The following is a 14,975-nucleotide window of genomic DNA, read 5'->3' as shown; positions in this document are numbered from 1 at the left end:
GGAGGTTCAATCATGGATAACATAAGTGTTTCCTCCCTGGTTTGGCTGTTTCTTGTGGCGTTTGTCATCCATGACATGGAGGAAGTCATCTGGGTGGGGCCTTGGGCGAAGCGAAACCGCCAGAAGGTGGTGGCCGCCGTCCCGGTGCGCATGAAGCGTTCGCTAACCCAGATGCTAAACATCACCAGCAGTCAATTTGCTGTGGCTGTATTGCTGGAGTTTATCGTCTTTGTTCCGTTTACGTTGATGGCGGCGGAGCAGGGGGGATTTTTTGTTTTCTTATCGTTTAACACGTTGTTCTTCGTGCATGTATTTACCCACGTCGCCCAGTCCTTGTATCTAAAAATGTACACGCCGGGCGTCGTCACCGCCGTTCTCATCGTGCTTCCTTACTCGCTTCTGCTGTTTAAGCGCCTACTCTCGGAGAACCTGGTGACCTGGGGAGAAATCCTGCTCAGCCTCCCGGTGGGTCTGCTTGTTTTGCCCCTGGTGCTGGCCGGCCACGAACTGGGGAAACGCTTGGTGAAATCTTAGGTGCTGAGTTGTTTCTGCTCACCCAGCCGCTTCAACAGGTCCCTCATTCGGACAGGGATTTCCCGCTTTAACTCCTCCCAGGTGACCAGCATGTCGGGCGTCCACTCGAACGGCATATAGGTACCAGCGATGTCGAACCGGAAGCCGCGAAGATGCTCGGCCGCAAGCGCGTCGGCTTCCGGCAGCGTCTTATACATGCCGCACAGCATGTCGGGTTCCAATACGCCGTCTTTCCCCGCATGCTCTCCGGTGGCTTGATGCAGGTCCGGAATCAGGTCGAACAGCTCGCGAAGCGGAGAATAGGCATGTTTTCCCGGTTGGCAGTACAAACTGATTCGCCCATCCGTCCCAACGTTCGTTTTGCCGGGGGCGATGCCTTTCAGATACCCGCCGTGAAAGCTGGCCTCGCAATCCACAACCGTGCCTTGCGGGGACAGGAAGATCCATATATGCTCCAGATCGTATAAATGCGTGATATCGTAATCCCAATAGACGGCATACTCAATCACGGCTCCAACGCGTTTGTGATCCACCTCCAGCATGCGCTTGAAGGAGGGGGAAGGTCCGGTTTCCGTAAGGACCGTTACACCGACACGGATGGGACGGAACGGTTCATGTTCATCGATAAGCATACGCGGGATATGATGAAAGGCCAACTCCCGCCAGTTGGCGTTGTTGTCCAGCATATCGTTTGCCTCCTCGGATCTCATTTCTCATTTCATCCTATGACAAGCTTAGCACGTGTTTTTCATCTCGGTGTTAAATCCGAGAATAGGTTTTTTCCTATATCTATCGCCGATTCTTTAATATAATGTTTGTGAATCAAATTACATACCTATTGGAGCGTGATGGCCTTGCAAGAAATCTTCAAGCAGATACCATTGTACCGGTTCTTGGCTTATGGTCTGGAAACGAACCTCCCCAGGCGGATTCTCGATTGCGGAGCAGGCGGGGATATGCCTCCTTTAAGCCTGTTTAGCGCTTACGGCTTTACCACTTACGGCATCGATGTAGACCCTGGGCAATGCGAAATTGCGAATGATTATGGCCGGCGAAAAAGACAGACCTTAAATATCCGTCAGGGGGATATGCGCCAATTGGACTATCCGGACCAATCGATGGGATTCGTTTACTCATACAATTCGATTTTTCATATGCGAAAAAAAGAGGTCCAACAATCGATCGAAGAGTTAAAACGCGTTTTGATGCCGGGAGGACTGATGTTCGTCAATTTTCTGACTACCCAGGATTTTCGGTGTGGCCAAGGCCCCGATGTAGGGAATCACGAGCATGAGCAATTTGATGATGACCTGCCGGTCATTCATTCTTATTACGAGCCGGGGGAGCCGGACGCGCTTCTTTGTGATATGGAGATCTTATACAAGGAAGACAGGGTACTGGAAAGAATTTTTGAAGGGGAACGCATCAGACAAGGCTTCGTTGATTACATTGTTAGAAAGAAAGCGATTTCATGATTGGGGGTAGCTTTCCCCGTTGAGTACAGTGTATCATAGATTTGTAATCAGGCATTAATATAAGATTTCGACATCCGACCCGGCTGGAGATAGCCCATATCCAAAGCTGGGTCCAGTTATTTCAGAAAGAGAAAGGATTGAAGCTGATGGATTCACTGCTGATCCGTCCGGCAAGGCTGAACGATATTGAAGGCATCCGCGAGGTAGCTGTGGAAACCTGGAACAGCACGTATGAAACGATTTATCCGGAGCATTTCATCGCAACGTATTTGACCCACGCCTATGCGAAAAGCAGCCTGGAGCAAAGCATCACGTTGGATGAGGCGCAAACGTCCCGCAAGTTTTTGGTTGCGGAATGGGAAGGGGAGATCGTTGGTTTTGGTCAATTGTCGGAGCCGGATGATGGTGTCAGCGAGTTGACGCGACTGTATATCTTAAAGGAACATCAGCGCAAGCGCATCGGCAAGCAATTGCTGAACGAGTTGATTCGCCAAAACCCTTTGATTAAGGAAATTTACGCCTGGTGCGAGCGCGAGAACGACATCGGCACGCTCTTTTATAAATCGAATGGGTTTGTGTATACCGAAGACAAGGAAGAGGTTCTGTTCGAGTACCGAACGATGATGGCCAAGTATGTAAAACGTATCGAAGCAGGGGAATAAAACCAAGGGAAGCTCATTGGAGATGGGAAGAAATTGACCACCAATCTGGCAATTGTATGTATCCTAACGATGATTATTCATGCAGCTGAGACCTTATCGTATTCGATCCGATATGCCGGTGTGAAGTTGAACAAAATCGTGGTTGCGTTATCGCTGACCGGGATCGTCGTGCTTGTATCCAGAACGGCAAATATGCTTCAGGCACCGATGACAGCCACCTTTATCGATCATGCCAGGAAGTATCCCGATTTTCAGGTGATGGATACGCTCCGGATCGTGCTGTTGGCCGGTTCTGTCGGAACGCTGCTGGCGATGTTTCTGTTTCCTACGTGCGTGAACCTGTTTGGACGCGTGATCGCCAAGCTGGAAGTGGCGGGATCCCTGCCTAAGCTTGTGACCAGCGTGACGGTCTCACAGCTCAAAAACGTCAGGCATTATTTTCGCAAGCCAAGCTTGCGCCTGCGGTCCTTCCGTTTGCTGGGGGTTCCGAAGCGTTTCATCGTGTTGAATATCGCGGTGACCGCCTTCTATACGGTGGGGGTGTTGGCTTCCTTGTATGCCGCTTATCTGGTGCCGGAGCTGAGCACCACCGCTTCGCAGGCGTCCGGCATCATTAACGGCGTGGCAACCATCCTGTTGACGATCTTTATCGATCCGCAGCTCGGGCTGATTACGGAACGGGCGCTACATCAGGAGGAATCCCGGCAGCAGTTGGGGAAAATCTATATTCTATTGATGGGCGCGAGGTTTGTGGGGACGCTTGCGGCACAGGTGATTATCCTGCCGGCCGCGTATTTGATCGCGACAGCGGTGCAATGGATCTAGATCACTTCGACTCGAAAGGTTGCGATAGGAATGTCGGACGCGATTCCGCAACGGTTATGGCTGGAATGGGCGAAACAAATTCAGGCGATTAGTCAGGCTGGTCTGGCCTATTCCAAAGATATGTATGATCTTGAGCGTTTTGAGATGCTCCGTGAGCTCAGCGTGGACATTTTGTCCCGGTATACCGAGGTTGAGACGGAGAAAGTAAGGTCCCTGTTTGCTAACGATACCGGGTACGCTACCCCGAAGGTTGACGTGCGCGGCGTGGTATTTCACGATGACCGGATTTTGCTTGTCCGGGAGCGGATTGACGGGGCCTGGGCGCTTCCCGGCGGTTGGGCGGATATCGGTCTTTCGCCGAAGGAAGTCGCGGTCAAGGAAGTGAAGGAGGAGGCCGGTCTCACCGTCGTTCCTGTGCGATTGCTGGCGGTCTTGGACAAGAAATTCCACGAGCATCCTCCCGAGGCTTACCATATTTACAAAATGTTTATTTTGTGCGAGATTGCCGGGGGGCAAGCGGAAGCCGGAATGGAGACGCTGGAGGTTGGATTTTTCGGCCGGAACGAATTGCCGCCGTTATCCATTGAGCGGAATACATCCAAGCAAATTGATCGGTTGTTTGACTTGCGTCAGGATTCCGAAGTATGGCTTGACTAGCACACCCATCCCGCTAAAGAAAGCAGGTCATTCCCATGTCATCCAAACGCAAAGCATTGCTGTTCTTGATCCCGTCGCAGCTGGTGTATTTGCTGTTCATTTACGCATGGCTGGTGGTGCTTGGCATTTCCGCATATCTCTTTCAGGGTTCCGGCGATGTCCACCCAGGGATGCGATGGTTGTTCACGTATCTCCAGGCTTACCCCGGAGGACTGCTGCTAGCTTTGATCCTGGGCTGGACCTATTTCGCCAAGGGCAATTACAAGCGTGCGATGTGGTGGAATCTGCTGCCGTTGCTATGGGTGATTCCTTATCTCGGCATCGTTGTATACGCGAGTTTTTTCGCTTGAATTCTCCAAGCATAAATCAGGTTAATCTACCCAACATAGCGTTGGATTTGGTATAGTTGAAGTTAGGACTACGATGAGATATCCCATATCGGGATCTACTAACGGATAGGAGAGAGTAGAGAGATGAGCAAATCGATGTTAGGCGTTCCTTTGGAAGGTTTCGCCGAATACAGCAGAATCGCGGCAGCCGAAGGCGGCGTTCTGTTGAAAAATGAAAACGCTATGCTTCCGATTCAAGAACATGAAGTTGTATCCGTTTTCGGTAGATGCCAAATCGATTATTATCGAAGTGGTACGGGATCTGGCGGCGCCGTAAACGTCCCTTATGTCGTCAGCATTTTGGACGGGCTGCGGGCCAACCCGAGCATTCGCATCAATGAACAGTTGGCGGGCCAATACGAGCAGTGGATTGCCGAGAACCCGTTCGACAACGGCGGCGGCGGCTGGGCGGCCGAGCCTTGGTGCCAGAAGGAAATGCCGCTTACCGATGAAATTGTGGCAGAAGCCAAAAAAGCAACGGACAAAGCGGTGTTCATCATCGGCCGAACTGCCGGTGAGGATAAGGATAATGCCGATACCGAAGGCAGCTACCGGTTAACGGAGCAGGAACGGCTGAATCTAGAAACCGTCACCCGACATTTTGAACAGGTCGCTGTACTGATGAACGTTGCGAATGTCATCGACATGAGCTGGATTAACGATCCAGTCCACCAAGGCCGGATTCGGGCGGTGATGTTCGTATGGCAAGGCGGGATGATCGGCGGTCATGCGGTGGCCGACCTGCTGTCGGGTGACGTTACGCCAAGCGGCAAACTGCCGGATACGATCGCTTATCACATCGAGGACTATCCTTCTACGGCCAACTTTGGCAGCGAAGTGCGCAACCTCTATGAGGAAGATATTTATGTTGGCTATCGTTACTTTGAAACGTTCTGCCCGGAGAAGGTTCTATTTCCGTTTGGTTATGGTCTTTCCTATACCTCCTTCTCCTGGAACGTACAGGCTGTGAAGCTCGAAGGTGCGGGCGCGGATGCCCGGCTGGAGGTTGAAGTCGCCGTCACGAATACCGGAGCAGATTTCGCCGGAAAAGAAGTTATTCAGCTGTATTATGAAGCGCCGCAGGGCTTACTGGGCAAACCGGTGCGGGCGCTGGGGGCTTTCGCGAAAACGAAGCTGCTTCAGCCTGGGGAGTCCGAGGTACTGAATCTGCAGCTTCCGGTGCGGCGGATGGCCTCTTATGACGACGGCGGCGTGACGGGAAATAAATCTTGCTATGTGTTGGAAGCCGGCGATTACGAGCTTCATGCCGGCAACAGCATCCGCAATACGGAGCGGGTGGCGATGGACGGGAAAGCCGCCTTCGCCCTTGCAGAACTGGTGGTTGTGGAACATCTGGAGGAAGCGGCGGCACCTACGGAGCGTTTCTCCCGGATGAAACCGGGAAGCCGCAAGCCGGATGGGACGTATGAGCTTGCCCGCGAGGACGTGCCACAGCGCACAATTTCGTTGAAAGAGCGCATCGAAAGCAGACTGCCGGAAACCTATCCACAAACAGGGAACCGCGGCATCCAATTGAAGGATGTTCAAGCTGGCAAAGCCAGCTTGGAGGAATTTGTCGCCCAGCTCAGCGATGCGGACTTGGCAACGCTTGTCCGGGGCGAAGGGATGAGCAGCCCGAAGGTCACGCCGGGAACGGCTTCGGCCTTTGGCGGGGTAGGGGACAACCTGCTGGAATACGGAATTCCGGTGGCTAGTGCCGCTGACGGTCCTTCCGGCATCCGGATGGATAGCGGTCTGAAGGCAACCCAACTGCCGATCGGCACGCTGCTCGCTTCCAGCTGGGATGTGGCCCTCGTCGAGTCGTTGTACGTGCTGGAAGGGCAAGAGCTATTGCAAAATGAAATCGACACCCTGTTGGGCCCGGGGATCAACATCCATCGGCACCCGCTAAATGGGCGGAATTTCGAATATTTCTCTGAAGACCCGTATTTGACCGGCTGTTTTGCGGCGGCGATGACGCGGGGCATCAAGAAAGGCGGCTCTTCCGCAACGGTGAAGCATTTTGCCGGTAACAACCAGGAGCAGGCGCGTTCGAAAGTAGATGCGGTCGTCTCCGAGCGGGCTTTGCGCGAGATTTACCTGAAAGGTTTTGAAATGGCGGTGAAGGAAGGGGAAGCCACGTCGATCATGACCTCCTATAACCCGGTGAACGGGCATTGGGCGGCTTCTAACTATGACCTGAACACGACCATCCTGCGAAACGAATGGGGCTACCAGGGCATCGTGATGACGGACTGGTGGGCGGTCATGAACGACTGTGCAGAGGGCGGCCCAGCCGATCTGAAAAACACGTCCTTTATGGTGCGGGCGCAAAACGACTTGTATATGGTCGTCAATAACGATGGCGCGGAGATCAATTCGCTGGGGGATAATACGCTGGAAGCCTTGGCCACCGGCACCTTGACGGTTGGTGAATTGCAGCGATGCGCGATGAATATTTGCCGGTTTTTAATGAATGCGCCGGTCTTTGCCCGTGAACCGAAGCCGGCGGGTGAGGTGCGTTCGATTCGGGCCGTTCCTGGTGGCCAACCGGTTACTGGAGAGGGAACGGAGACCTACACGCTGTCCGGTTCGCAAAGCGCCAAGATTTTGGCGAATGCCCCAACCGCGGTAGTGAGCGTTCAGGAAGCCGGAGTTTATACCGTCGTCGCCCATATCCGCTACGAAGCGATGAACCTGTCGCAGTCGGCCTGCAATCTGTTGCTGAACGGCGAATTGCTGACTACGGTACAAACGAACGGTACGATGGGGAAATGGGTTACTCAGAAGCAGCTTCGGATCGAGCTGGAGGAAGGAAACTATGAACTGAAATTTGATTTTATCAAGCCGGGATTAGAGATCGACTGGATCGAGTTCATCTAATCTACAAAAAAGGGATGAGCCCTACCGCACGAAAGCGGAGGCTCATCCCTTTTGATTTTTGCGAGTGCTCCTTAAGGTAAGGAGAGGAATCCTTCTTTAAAGATCCCCAGCAAATATTCCAGTGTGATCGGATCGCTGTAGGTAGAAGCGGCCGTGTCGATTTCGATCACATGGCCGTTTTTGACGGCCGGGATATTTTTCCACGTATTGGATTGTAGAAAATTGTTTTGGGCTTCCTTATTCTGACTCAGAACGATGTAGTCACCCGCATATTCAGGAAGGATTTCGTTCGACAACGTGTAATAGCCGGGACCTAAGGCGTCTTTTTTCGCTTTTTCCGGCATGTTCAGCTCCATCATCTGATACAACAGCTCCGTACCGCGGGCCCAGTTGTTCCCGAAGACGTAGAAATTCTTCGTGTCATACTCGAATACGGAGACGGTAGCGTCCTTGCCGATTTTGGCTTTGATCTCTTCGCCGACGGCTTTGGCGCGGATCGTGAAATCCTCAACCCAAGCTTGGGCTTCCGCTTCCTTGTTCAGCACCTTCCCGATTTCCACCTGCTGGGCTAAATAGTCCAGCTTGCCCCAGGTATAAATGATCGTTGGCGCGATTTCGCTCAACTTATCGAGGTTCTTCATGTGCGAGCCAGCAATGATGAGGTCGGGCTCCAGGGCGAAGATCTGCTCCGGATTCTCTTCCGACACGACTTCGACATCCTTTAATTTTTCAGTAAAAAGTGGGTTACTCTTCGTCCACGTATCCACGCCAACCAGCGAACCGTTCAGGGCAACGATGTTCGGAGCGTTCGTGAGGGCTACGATCCGCTTCGGATTGGCTGGGATTTCGATCGGCCCGGTTTCCGACGGGTAGGTTATCGTACCGGAAGCTGCTCCTGCAGCTGTAGAATCGTCTCCCCCTGTCGCATTTGCGGCGTTCTCCGCCGAGTTGTTGGCAGCGGCTGCGTTATTGGCCGCAGGATCCTGCCGTGCCGCTTCATTGCCGCAAGCGCCGGCCAAGACGGTAAAAGCTAAAATAAGGGGAATAAACAGCTTCTTCATACGTGATTCTCCTTGTCATCCTATTTATGATAATGATTCTCACTATCATCACTATGAATCACAATACGAATTTCCCCTCGGTTTGTCAATACTAATCCTTAAAAGTTTCTTCCAGCAGCTTCTTGAGCTTGGATTCGGTTGCCGTTCCTCCAATGGGTGTATAAATGCTGCAGCGCAAATCGGCATCGCCCTGCACCTGAAGCGAGGTTAAATTAAACAGCATTTTGCCGGCTTTGGCGTGGCGGAATTCAATCATCACCTCCGGGGCGGCGCTGACCTCGCTTTGGTTCCATAACTCCTGGAAGTCCGGATAATGCCGCGACATCCGCTCGATAAATTGCGAATACCAAGGGTCGGCGACGTATTGTCCATAGTAAGCGCGAAAGATCGCCAGAAACCCTTTGACAAAATCAGGCCAGTTGACGGCCAGGCTGCGCAGCTCTTTTTTAGCAAAGAGGAGGGAAATCAGGTTGCGCTCCCCTTCGGGAATCTGCTCGAAGTCCACGAACACCTGAGCCGCGGCGGGATTCCAGCCCACGATATGGCAATGGCGATCGGAGATGATCGTTGGGCAATATTTTAGTTCCTGCAAAATTTTATGGAGCGAAGGGTTGATGACCGGCTCCTTTTCTTCCACCCAATCGGGGTGAAAGCCGCTGTCGGACGCCAGGTCAAACAGGTACTTGCGCTCATCAGCGTTGAGCCTCAGCGCGCCTGCAATCGCGTCCAGAACGGAGGCCGATACCTTGATATCCCGGCCTTGCTCCAGCCAGGTATACCAGGTCGTGCTCACCCCGGCAAGCTGGGCAACCTCCTCGCGGCGCAGGCCGGGCGTGCGCCGGCGGCTCTTCATTTTTTCTCTTATTACTGTTTTTTATTAATAATCTACTTTGAGGCCGGGCGTGCGCCGGCGGGCGCCGGCCGGCAAGCCCACCGTATGGGGATGCAGCTTGGCGCGCTGTGTCTTCAAAAACTCGGATAGGGCTTCCAATCGGGGTTCTATGCTCATTGTCCGGTGTTCTCCTCCTGAGTCTTAGTCCGATCTTTAATGTATTATCTATTATACTAGGATAACTAAAAACTTGTAATAGGATACTTTGCGGCTACAATAGAGAACAGCAACGAGTTTATCTACCGAAACCACAGGTGGGAAGCCGCTTGTGAAGCGAAGTGCCATCGATGAAGGAGGAAGCTTACTTATGGAACGGGTTGTAATTACCGGAATGGGGATTTTATCCCCGCTGGGCAATGATGTAGATACATTTTGGCAAGGGCTGAAAGAAGGGCGTTCCGGCATTTCGCCGATTGAGCGATTTGATGTTACGGAGTTCGGCACCAAGATCGCAGGACAAGTGCGTGGATTTGACGGTGAGGCGATATTTGGGCGGAAGGAAGCCCGTAAGATGGACTTGTTCAGCCAATACGCGCTGTTTGCCGCCGAACAGGCCATACAAGATGCCGCACTGGTGCCGGAGCAGCTGGATCGCGAACGGTTTGGCGTGTACGTTGGTTCAGGAATCGGCGGGATCGGGACGCTGGCGGACAACGTGAAGGTCCTCGAGGAGCGCGGCCCGGGGCGAGTGAGCCCTAGTCTGGTGCCGATGATGATCTCCAACATGGCTGCCGCGCAGATCAGCATTCGTTTTGGTGCGCTGGGCGAAACGCTGTCACCGGTCACGGCTTGCTCGATCGGCAATTCGTCGATCGGCGAAGCGTTCCGGTTGATCCGCAGCGGGGAAGCCGACGTGATGATCGCCGGCGGGACCGAAGCAGCCGTGCATCCGCTCGCGCTGGCGAGCTTCGGGAATGCAACCGCGCTGTCGAAGCGGAACGATTCCCCTGAGCAGGCCAGCCGGCCGTTTGATGCTAACCGCGACGGCTTTGTGATGGGCGAGGGTGCGGGGATTGTGGTGCTCGAGTCGCTGACGCACGCGCTGCGGCGGGGAGCTCGCATCCACGGCGAAGTGATCGGCTACGGCGCAAGTTCCGATGCCTACCATGTTGTCGCCTCACATCCCGAAGGCTTAGGCGCCTACCAGGCGATGAAGCGGGCGCTTGCTTCCTCAGGGATTACACCGGAGCAGGTGGATGTGATCAGCGCCCATGCGACCAGTACCCCGGTTGGCGACCTTGGGGAGACGAAGGGGATCAAAAAGGCGTTTGGTGAACACGCCTACCGCATTCCGATTACGGCCAACAAATCGATGATTGGCCATATGTTTGGCGCGGCAGGCGGCGCGGAAGCGATCGCCCTGGTACAGTCGCTGAAAGAGGGGATCATTCCGCCGACGATCAATCTGGCGAACCCGGATCCGGAATGCGATCTCGATTATGTACCGAACCAGGCGCGCCAAGCTGACCTTACGATCGGGTTGTCCAACTCGTTTGGGTTCGGCGGCCATAACGCCGTGATTGTGCTTCGCAAATATGAGGAGTAAGTGCATTCGAACTGTCCCGTCTATTCGGGACGGTTTTTTTATTTGGGGACAGGCAACATTTGGTACCTAGCCCGCGTTAGGATAGGTAAGAGACACTGCAAGGTGAACCTATAGATATCAAACCAACAAAGCTGGCATCTTGCGGGAGTCTTAAAACCTGAAACAGTAGGGGGTCATACCTATGGGAAAAAGGGGAAAAAAGGTTGTCATTTGGGGTCTGATCGCGCTGCTTCTGCTGCTGCTTAGCGGCTGCGGGAGCGCAAGCAATGAAGCGGCCTCGAACACGTCCTTCTCAAGCGAGACTACGAACAGCATCGCCAGCACGGCGGAAAGCGACATGGATGGAGGAGCGAATGCGAAGGAGGCTGCCGATATGGCCGCCGCGCCAGCTGCCGGCTCCGGCGCAGATTCGGCGTCGGCCGGTGATGCCGGTAACGGCAGTACGGCGGTGAACACGGCGCCAGCCTTCCAGCCAGTTGCCACGCAGACCGGGCTTAACAGCAAGCTGATCTACCGGGCGAGCGTCGTGATGGAAGTGAAGGATTACGCCAAAGCGCAATCGGAAATTCGCAATCTGGTGACGTTGGCGGGCGGCTACATCGTGGAATTTTCCGAAAACCAGTCGCAGCATGAGCTTGGCGGCAACTTTGTACTTAAAGTTCCGGCAACCGGCTTCTCCTCCTTTCTGGATCGGCTGGAGGGCTTGAAGCCCGAGTCGTTGCAGCGGAGCATTCAAGGGCAGGACGTCTCGGAGGAGTACGTAGATCTGCAGTCCCGCTTGAAGGTGAAGCAAGCCATGGAAGCGCGGTATCTGAAATTCGTCGAGGAAGCCACCCAAACCAAGCAACTGGTGGAGTTTGTGAACGAGCTGGAACGGATCCAAACGGAGATTGAGCAGATCAAAGGGAGAATGCGATACATTGACAGCAATGTATCGTTCTCTACGATCGAGATCCGCGTTTACCAGCCGGATGCGTCGAAGCTCGCGGCAGCGTCCAACGGCGATACACCGTTGCTGGAACGGATGAAGAACGCTCTCACCGGCAGCATCGACGTCTTGTCGCTGTTCTTCCAGTGGCTGGTCGTGTTTGCAGCCGGGGCGTTGCCTTTGCTGGTCATCGCCGCCCTCATCGTGATCCCGATCTGGATCACGCGCCGGAAGAACCGGGCGGAGCGGGAGCGCCGCCGGGCGCAGCTTCAGGCAGGGCAGGCGTCGTTGCCGGGAACAACGGACAACATCTCAACGCCGCAATCGAATACACAGGAGGATCGCGGCGACGCTTCGGAAGAAAACTAAGTTCAGAACGAAAAAAAACACAAGCCCTTGGGAAATCCGTTAGGGCTTGTGTTTTTTTTGCCTGAGGATTCATGGGAAAACATTCCCTAATCTTAAACTAAACTTAAACGGGATGTATTCCGTTCTATGTTAAGATAAATGAACCAAACACCCCGAGATTGAAAGGGTTGACCGATGATGTTACAAAACTACCTCTTTCCCATTAAGTATGCGTTTGCGGCGTTTCCGTTCGCAGCGCTGCTGTTTACGATGCCATTTCTGGTCGTACAATACCGGCGGCACGGGTATGTGAACAAAGTGCGCGCCTTTGTGCTGTACCTATTCCTGCTGTACTTGATGAACGCGATCTTTCTCGTGATGCTGCCGCTGCCCGCCAGTCGGCACAATCTGCCGCTAAGCGGCGGGGCGATGCAGCTGATACCGTTTCATTTTATCCAGGATATTGTGAAGGAAACGGCGATCGTTCCGGGAGAACCGTCGACCTACTGGCGGGTCCTTAAAGAGCGGGCATTTTTGCAGGTCGTGTTTAACGTTGTTTTAACCGTGCCGTTTGGGATGCTGATTCGGTATTACTTCCGTTCCGGTCCCGTCATGAGCCTGATCCTGTCGTTCCTGCTGTCCTTGTTTATCGAAGTGACGCAGTTGACCGGAATCTATGGATTCTATGATCATCCGTACCGCATTTTTGACGTTGATGATCTGATGACGAATACGCTGGGCGGGATGATCGGTTTCCTGTTGGCCGTGTGGCTCTCCCGATACTTACCGCGAATCGAGCATCTGGACCAGGGCGTGGACCTGTCCACCAAACGAGTGACGTATACCCGGCGCGGACTGGCGTTGTTTTTCGACTACTTGTTATGGGGCGCCTTAATGACCGTCATTTACCGTTTAGGTATTAAGGAAGCTTACTTCGTATCCACCGGGGTGTATTTCATGTTGATCCCTTACTTGACCGGCGGTAAAACGCCCGGAAAATGGCTGGTCCGGATCCAACTGATTGGGCTCCCCGCAGACGAAGGTAAACAACGAGAGCCAAGGGGCGAGCTGGCGGCAGCCGTGCATCGATATTTGTCCACCAAAGGCGAGCGGCAGTCCGCGGGACTGCTCCCCCTGATCGTCCGTTATGGGCTGCTCTATTGGGGAGTGTTTGGCCTCAATCGTCTGCTGGCCTTCCCGCCAGCGGGCATGCCAAGCTTGTTCCGCGTGCTGTTGGCCTTGATGGTTCTCGTTGTAAATGGGGTCTTCTTTATCCATGTTGCGAAGCGTTTCTTCCGGAAAGAGCCCTTGCTTTTCTATGAAAAAATCAGCCGCACTGGGCATGCCATCATGTTGAAAGAACCCGATGGGGAGAAGAGGGCACAGGTCGGATCCCACTAACTAAGCTAAGTGTAAAAAAGCATTTAAGCATGTGCCGATGCAATCGGCAACGTAACGATAAAAGCCGTTCCTTCACCGGGGCGGCTTTCTGCTTCCAAAGTGCCGCGGTGGTTCGTTACGAACTCCTTGGCGATGGCCAATCCCAGCCCCATTCCTCCCCCATGGCGGGAACGCGCTTCATCCGTTCGGTAAAAACGATTAAACAAATACGGTAAATGTTCCGGGGAGACGCCGGGGCCCGTGTCTTGAACGCGAATCTGCAGCATCCGTACCGTATTAGCGTTGCCCGTTGCAGCAGCGTCCACTTCCCGTACCGTGATCAGGACCCGCCCGCCCTCCGGCGTGTACCGAATCGCATTGTGCAGCAGGTTAAGGAACACCTGCATCATCCGCTCCGCATCAACCGAGACGGCCGCACAGGCGCCGATCACCTCGATAGACATCGCGATGTTCTTCGCCTCCGCTTCCCAGCTTACGCGCTCTGCCACTTCCCGCAGCAGCTCGCCCATGTCCGTTGGCCGAAGCTCCAGCGGCAGCTTGCCGGCCTCCGCCAACGACAGCTGGTGCAGGTCGCCGACGAGCCGCGTCAGCCGGATCATTTCGTCCTGGATCGGCAGCAGCCGCTCCGGCTGGATTTCGCCGCCGCCTTGCTGCAGGAGCTCCAACTTGCCGCGGATAATCGTGAGCGGCGTTCGCAGCTCATGGGCGACGTCGGCGACCAGATTTCGGCGCACTTCTTCGGCCTGCGCCAGCTGCATAGACATGTCGTTAATCGCCTGGGCAACCTTGCCGTATTCGTCCTTGGAGCTCACCGGAGCCTGAATCCCAAATTCGCCGCCGCCCAATCGGTCAATGAGGGGTACGAGCCGGCGCAACGGGGACGTCAGCCAACGTGAGACGAAATAAGCGGCGCCAAGCGAGAGCAGGATAAAAACAAGCGCTCCGGCTCCTACAAGGAAAACAACCGAGATCGGGGTGCCGATCCGCAGTTTAGACAAATTTGCCACATCGGTATCGTAATAGTAAACCCAACCGATGATTTTCCCCTCGCTGGAGAGCTCTCGGTGGATGCCCAGCCGTTGGAGCATTCGAACCGGCAGGTCGTCGCTGACCGACAGCATCTCCTCCTCGGCATCCATCAGGCCGATGCTAGGCGAGAACCTCCCGTCCGGTGCAAGGCGGGCCAAATCGGCAGGCGTCAACGCGGCCCATGAATTTCCGTGATTCTGATAATAAGTTTCAAGTTCCTCCTCCAGTAGATTCATTTCCTCCGATCTAGACGTTTGCAGCATGACCTCTAAAGCGTCTCGAACCGTGAAATAGGTGAAGAACACAAACATTAGGCTGACTCCAAAAATGAAAGCGGCGATAACG

13 protein-coding genes and 1 pseudogene are annotated in these 14,975 nt (G+C 54.1%); 10 read left to right on the top strand and 4 right to left on the bottom strand.

Annotation, left to right across the window (positions count from 1 at the left end; all coding sequences use genetic code 11):
- Positions 1 to 12 precede the first annotated feature (12 nt).
- Positions 13 to 534 (top strand): HXXEE domain-containing protein, encoded by a 522-nt coding sequence (locus tag BN3277_RS19255; RefSeq protein WP_059045512.1) that lies wholly within the window; start codon positions 13 to 15, stop codon positions 532 to 534.
- On the opposite strand, the gene BN3277_RS19250 is transcribed toward BN3277_RS19255, so the two are convergent.
- Positions 531 to 1,244, bottom strand: coding sequence for a hypothetical protein (locus BN3277_RS19250; RefSeq protein WP_232436470.1), 714 nt, complete (start codon positions 1,242 to 1,244; stop codon positions 531 to 533). The genes BN3277_RS19255 and BN3277_RS19250 overlap by 4 nt on opposite strands.
- 144 nt (positions 1,245 to 1,388) lie before the next feature.
- Here BN3277_RS19250 and BN3277_RS19245 point away from each other — a divergent pair, with 144 nt between their 5' ends.
- The 6 genes from BN3277_RS19245 to BN3277_RS19220 all read left to right on the top strand — a co-directional run bounded on the left by BN3277_RS19245 (position 1,389) and on the right by BN3277_RS19220 (position 7,425).
- Positions 1,389 to 2,009, top strand: a complete 621-nt coding sequence (locus BN3277_RS19245; protein WP_059047331.1) for a class I SAM-dependent methyltransferase — start codon at positions 1,389 to 1,391, stop codon at positions 2,007 to 2,009.
- 146 nt (positions 2,010 to 2,155) lie between these two features.
- Positions 2,156 to 2,671 (top strand): GNAT family N-acetyltransferase, encoded by a 516-nt coding sequence (locus tag BN3277_RS19240; protein ID WP_059047329.1) that lies wholly within the window; start codon positions 2,156 to 2,158, stop codon positions 2,669 to 2,671.
- A gap of 33 nt (positions 2,672 to 2,704) precedes the next feature.
- Complete coding sequence (locus BN3277_RS19235) at positions 2,705 to 3,496, top strand: lipid II flippase Amj family protein (RefSeq protein WP_089153378.1); 792 nt, start codon at positions 2,705 to 2,707, stop codon at positions 3,494 to 3,496.
- 30 nt (positions 3,497 to 3,526) lie between these two features.
- Complete coding sequence (locus BN3277_RS19230) at positions 3,527 to 4,153, top strand: NUDIX hydrolase (RefSeq protein WP_059045510.1); 627 nt, start codon at positions 3,527 to 3,529, stop codon at positions 4,151 to 4,153.
- Between the two features lie 35 nt (positions 4,154 to 4,188).
- Positions 4,189 to 4,503, top strand: coding sequence for a hypothetical protein (locus BN3277_RS19225; protein WP_059045509.1), 315 nt, complete (start codon positions 4,189 to 4,191; stop codon positions 4,501 to 4,503).
- Positions 4,504 to 4,626: 123 nt separating this feature from the next.
- Positions 4,627 to 7,425, top strand: coding sequence for a glycoside hydrolase family 3 C-terminal domain-containing protein (locus tag BN3277_RS19220; protein WP_059045508.1), 2,799 nt, complete (start codon positions 4,627 to 4,629; stop codon positions 7,423 to 7,425).
- A 71-nt stretch (positions 7,426 to 7,496) separates the two neighbouring features.
- On the opposite strand, the gene BN3277_RS19215 is transcribed toward BN3277_RS19220, so the two are convergent.
- Both BN3277_RS19215 and BN3277_RS19210 read right to left on the bottom strand, forming a co-directional pair.
- Positions 7,497 to 8,486, bottom strand: coding sequence for an iron-hydroxamate ABC transporter substrate-binding protein (locus tag BN3277_RS19215; protein ID WP_059045507.1), 990 nt, complete (start codon positions 8,484 to 8,486; stop codon positions 7,497 to 7,499).
- A 91-nt stretch (positions 8,487 to 8,577) separates the two neighbouring features.
- Positions 8,578 to 9,495, bottom strand: a pseudogene (locus BN3277_RS19210) (helix-turn-helix transcriptional regulator).
- 190 nt (positions 9,496 to 9,685) lie between these two features.
- Here BN3277_RS19210 and fabF point away from each other — a divergent pair.
- The 3 genes from fabF (at position 9,686) to BN3277_RS19195 (ending at position 13,601) form a co-directional block, all read left to right on the top strand.
- On the top strand, positions 9,686 to 10,924 hold the full coding sequence (fabF, locus tag BN3277_RS19205) for a beta-ketoacyl-ACP synthase II (protein WP_059045506.1): 1,239 nt from the start codon (positions 9,686 to 9,688) through the stop codon (positions 10,922 to 10,924).
- Between the two features lie 181 nt (positions 10,925 to 11,105).
- Entirely contained in the window at positions 11,106 to 12,221 is a 1,116-nt protein-coding gene (locus tag BN3277_RS19200) for a DUF4349 domain-containing protein (RefSeq protein ID WP_059045505.1), read from the top strand.
- Positions 12,222 to 12,398: 177 nt separating this feature from the next.
- The gene (locus tag BN3277_RS19195) at positions 12,399 to 13,601 is read left to right on the top strand and encodes a VanZ family protein (RefSeq protein WP_059047325.1); all 1,203 of its coding nucleotides are present in this window, start codon (positions 12,399 to 12,401) and stop codon (positions 13,599 to 13,601) included.
- Between the two features lie 23 nt (positions 13,602 to 13,624).
- Here the strand turns inward: BN3277_RS19195 and BN3277_RS19190 are convergent, their stop codons facing one another.
- Positions 13,625 to 14,941 (bottom strand): sensor histidine kinase, encoded by a 1,317-nt coding sequence (locus tag BN3277_RS19190; protein WP_232436469.1) that lies wholly within the window; start codon positions 14,939 to 14,941, stop codon positions 13,625 to 13,627.
- Between the last annotated feature and the right edge of the window lie 34 nt (positions 14,942 to 14,975).

This window comes from Paenibacillus rubinfantis, from assembly GCF_001486505.1.
Lineage (GTDB): Bacteria > Bacillota > Bacilli > Paenibacillales > Paenibacillaceae > Fontibacillus > Fontibacillus rubinfantis.
Note: the sequence above shows the minus strand (reverse complement) of the source record. Positions and strands in the feature narration are given on the sequence as shown.

Excerpts from the sequence above, each read along its gene's own strand:
- BN3277_RS19230 (WP_059045510.1), top strand. The coding sequence starts at position 3,527 with ATGTCGGACGCGATTCCGCAACGGTTATGGCTGGAATGGGCGAAACAA.
- BN3277_RS19215 (WP_059045507.1), bottom strand. The coding sequence starts at position 8,486 with ATGAAGAAGCTGTTTATTCCCCTTATTTTAGCTTTTACCGTCTTGGCC.
- BN3277_RS19195 (WP_059047325.1), top strand. The coding sequence starts at position 12,399 with ATGTTACAAAACTACCTCTTTCCCATTAAGTATGCGTTTGCGGCGTTT.
- BN3277_RS19255 (WP_059045512.1), top strand. The coding sequence starts at position 13 with ATGGATAACATAAGTGTTTCCTCCCTGGTTTGGCTGTTTCTTGTGGCG.
- BN3277_RS19250 (WP_232436470.1), bottom strand. The coding sequence starts at position 1,244 with ATGAGATCCGAGGAGGCAAACGATATGCTGGACAACAACGCCAACTGG.
- BN3277_RS19220 (WP_059045508.1), top strand. The coding sequence starts at position 4,627 with ATGAGCAAATCGATGTTAGGCGTTCCTTTGGAAGGTTTCGCCGAATAC.
- BN3277_RS19190 (WP_232436469.1), bottom strand. The coding sequence starts at position 14,941 with ATGTTTGTGTTCTTCACCTATTTCACGGTTCGAGACGCTTTAGAGGTC.
- BN3277_RS19200 (WP_059045505.1), top strand. The coding sequence starts at position 11,106 with ATGGGAAAAAGGGGAAAAAAGGTTGTCATTTGGGGTCTGATCGCGCTG.
- BN3277_RS19225 (WP_059045509.1), top strand. The coding sequence starts at position 4,189 with ATGTCATCCAAACGCAAAGCATTGCTGTTCTTGATCCCGTCGCAGCTG.
- fabF (WP_059045506.1), top strand. The coding sequence starts at position 9,686 with ATGGAACGGGTTGTAATTACCGGAATGGGGATTTTATCCCCGCTGGGC.
- BN3277_RS19240 (WP_059047329.1), top strand. The coding sequence starts at position 2,156 with ATGGATTCACTGCTGATCCGTCCGGCAAGGCTGAACGATATTGAAGGC.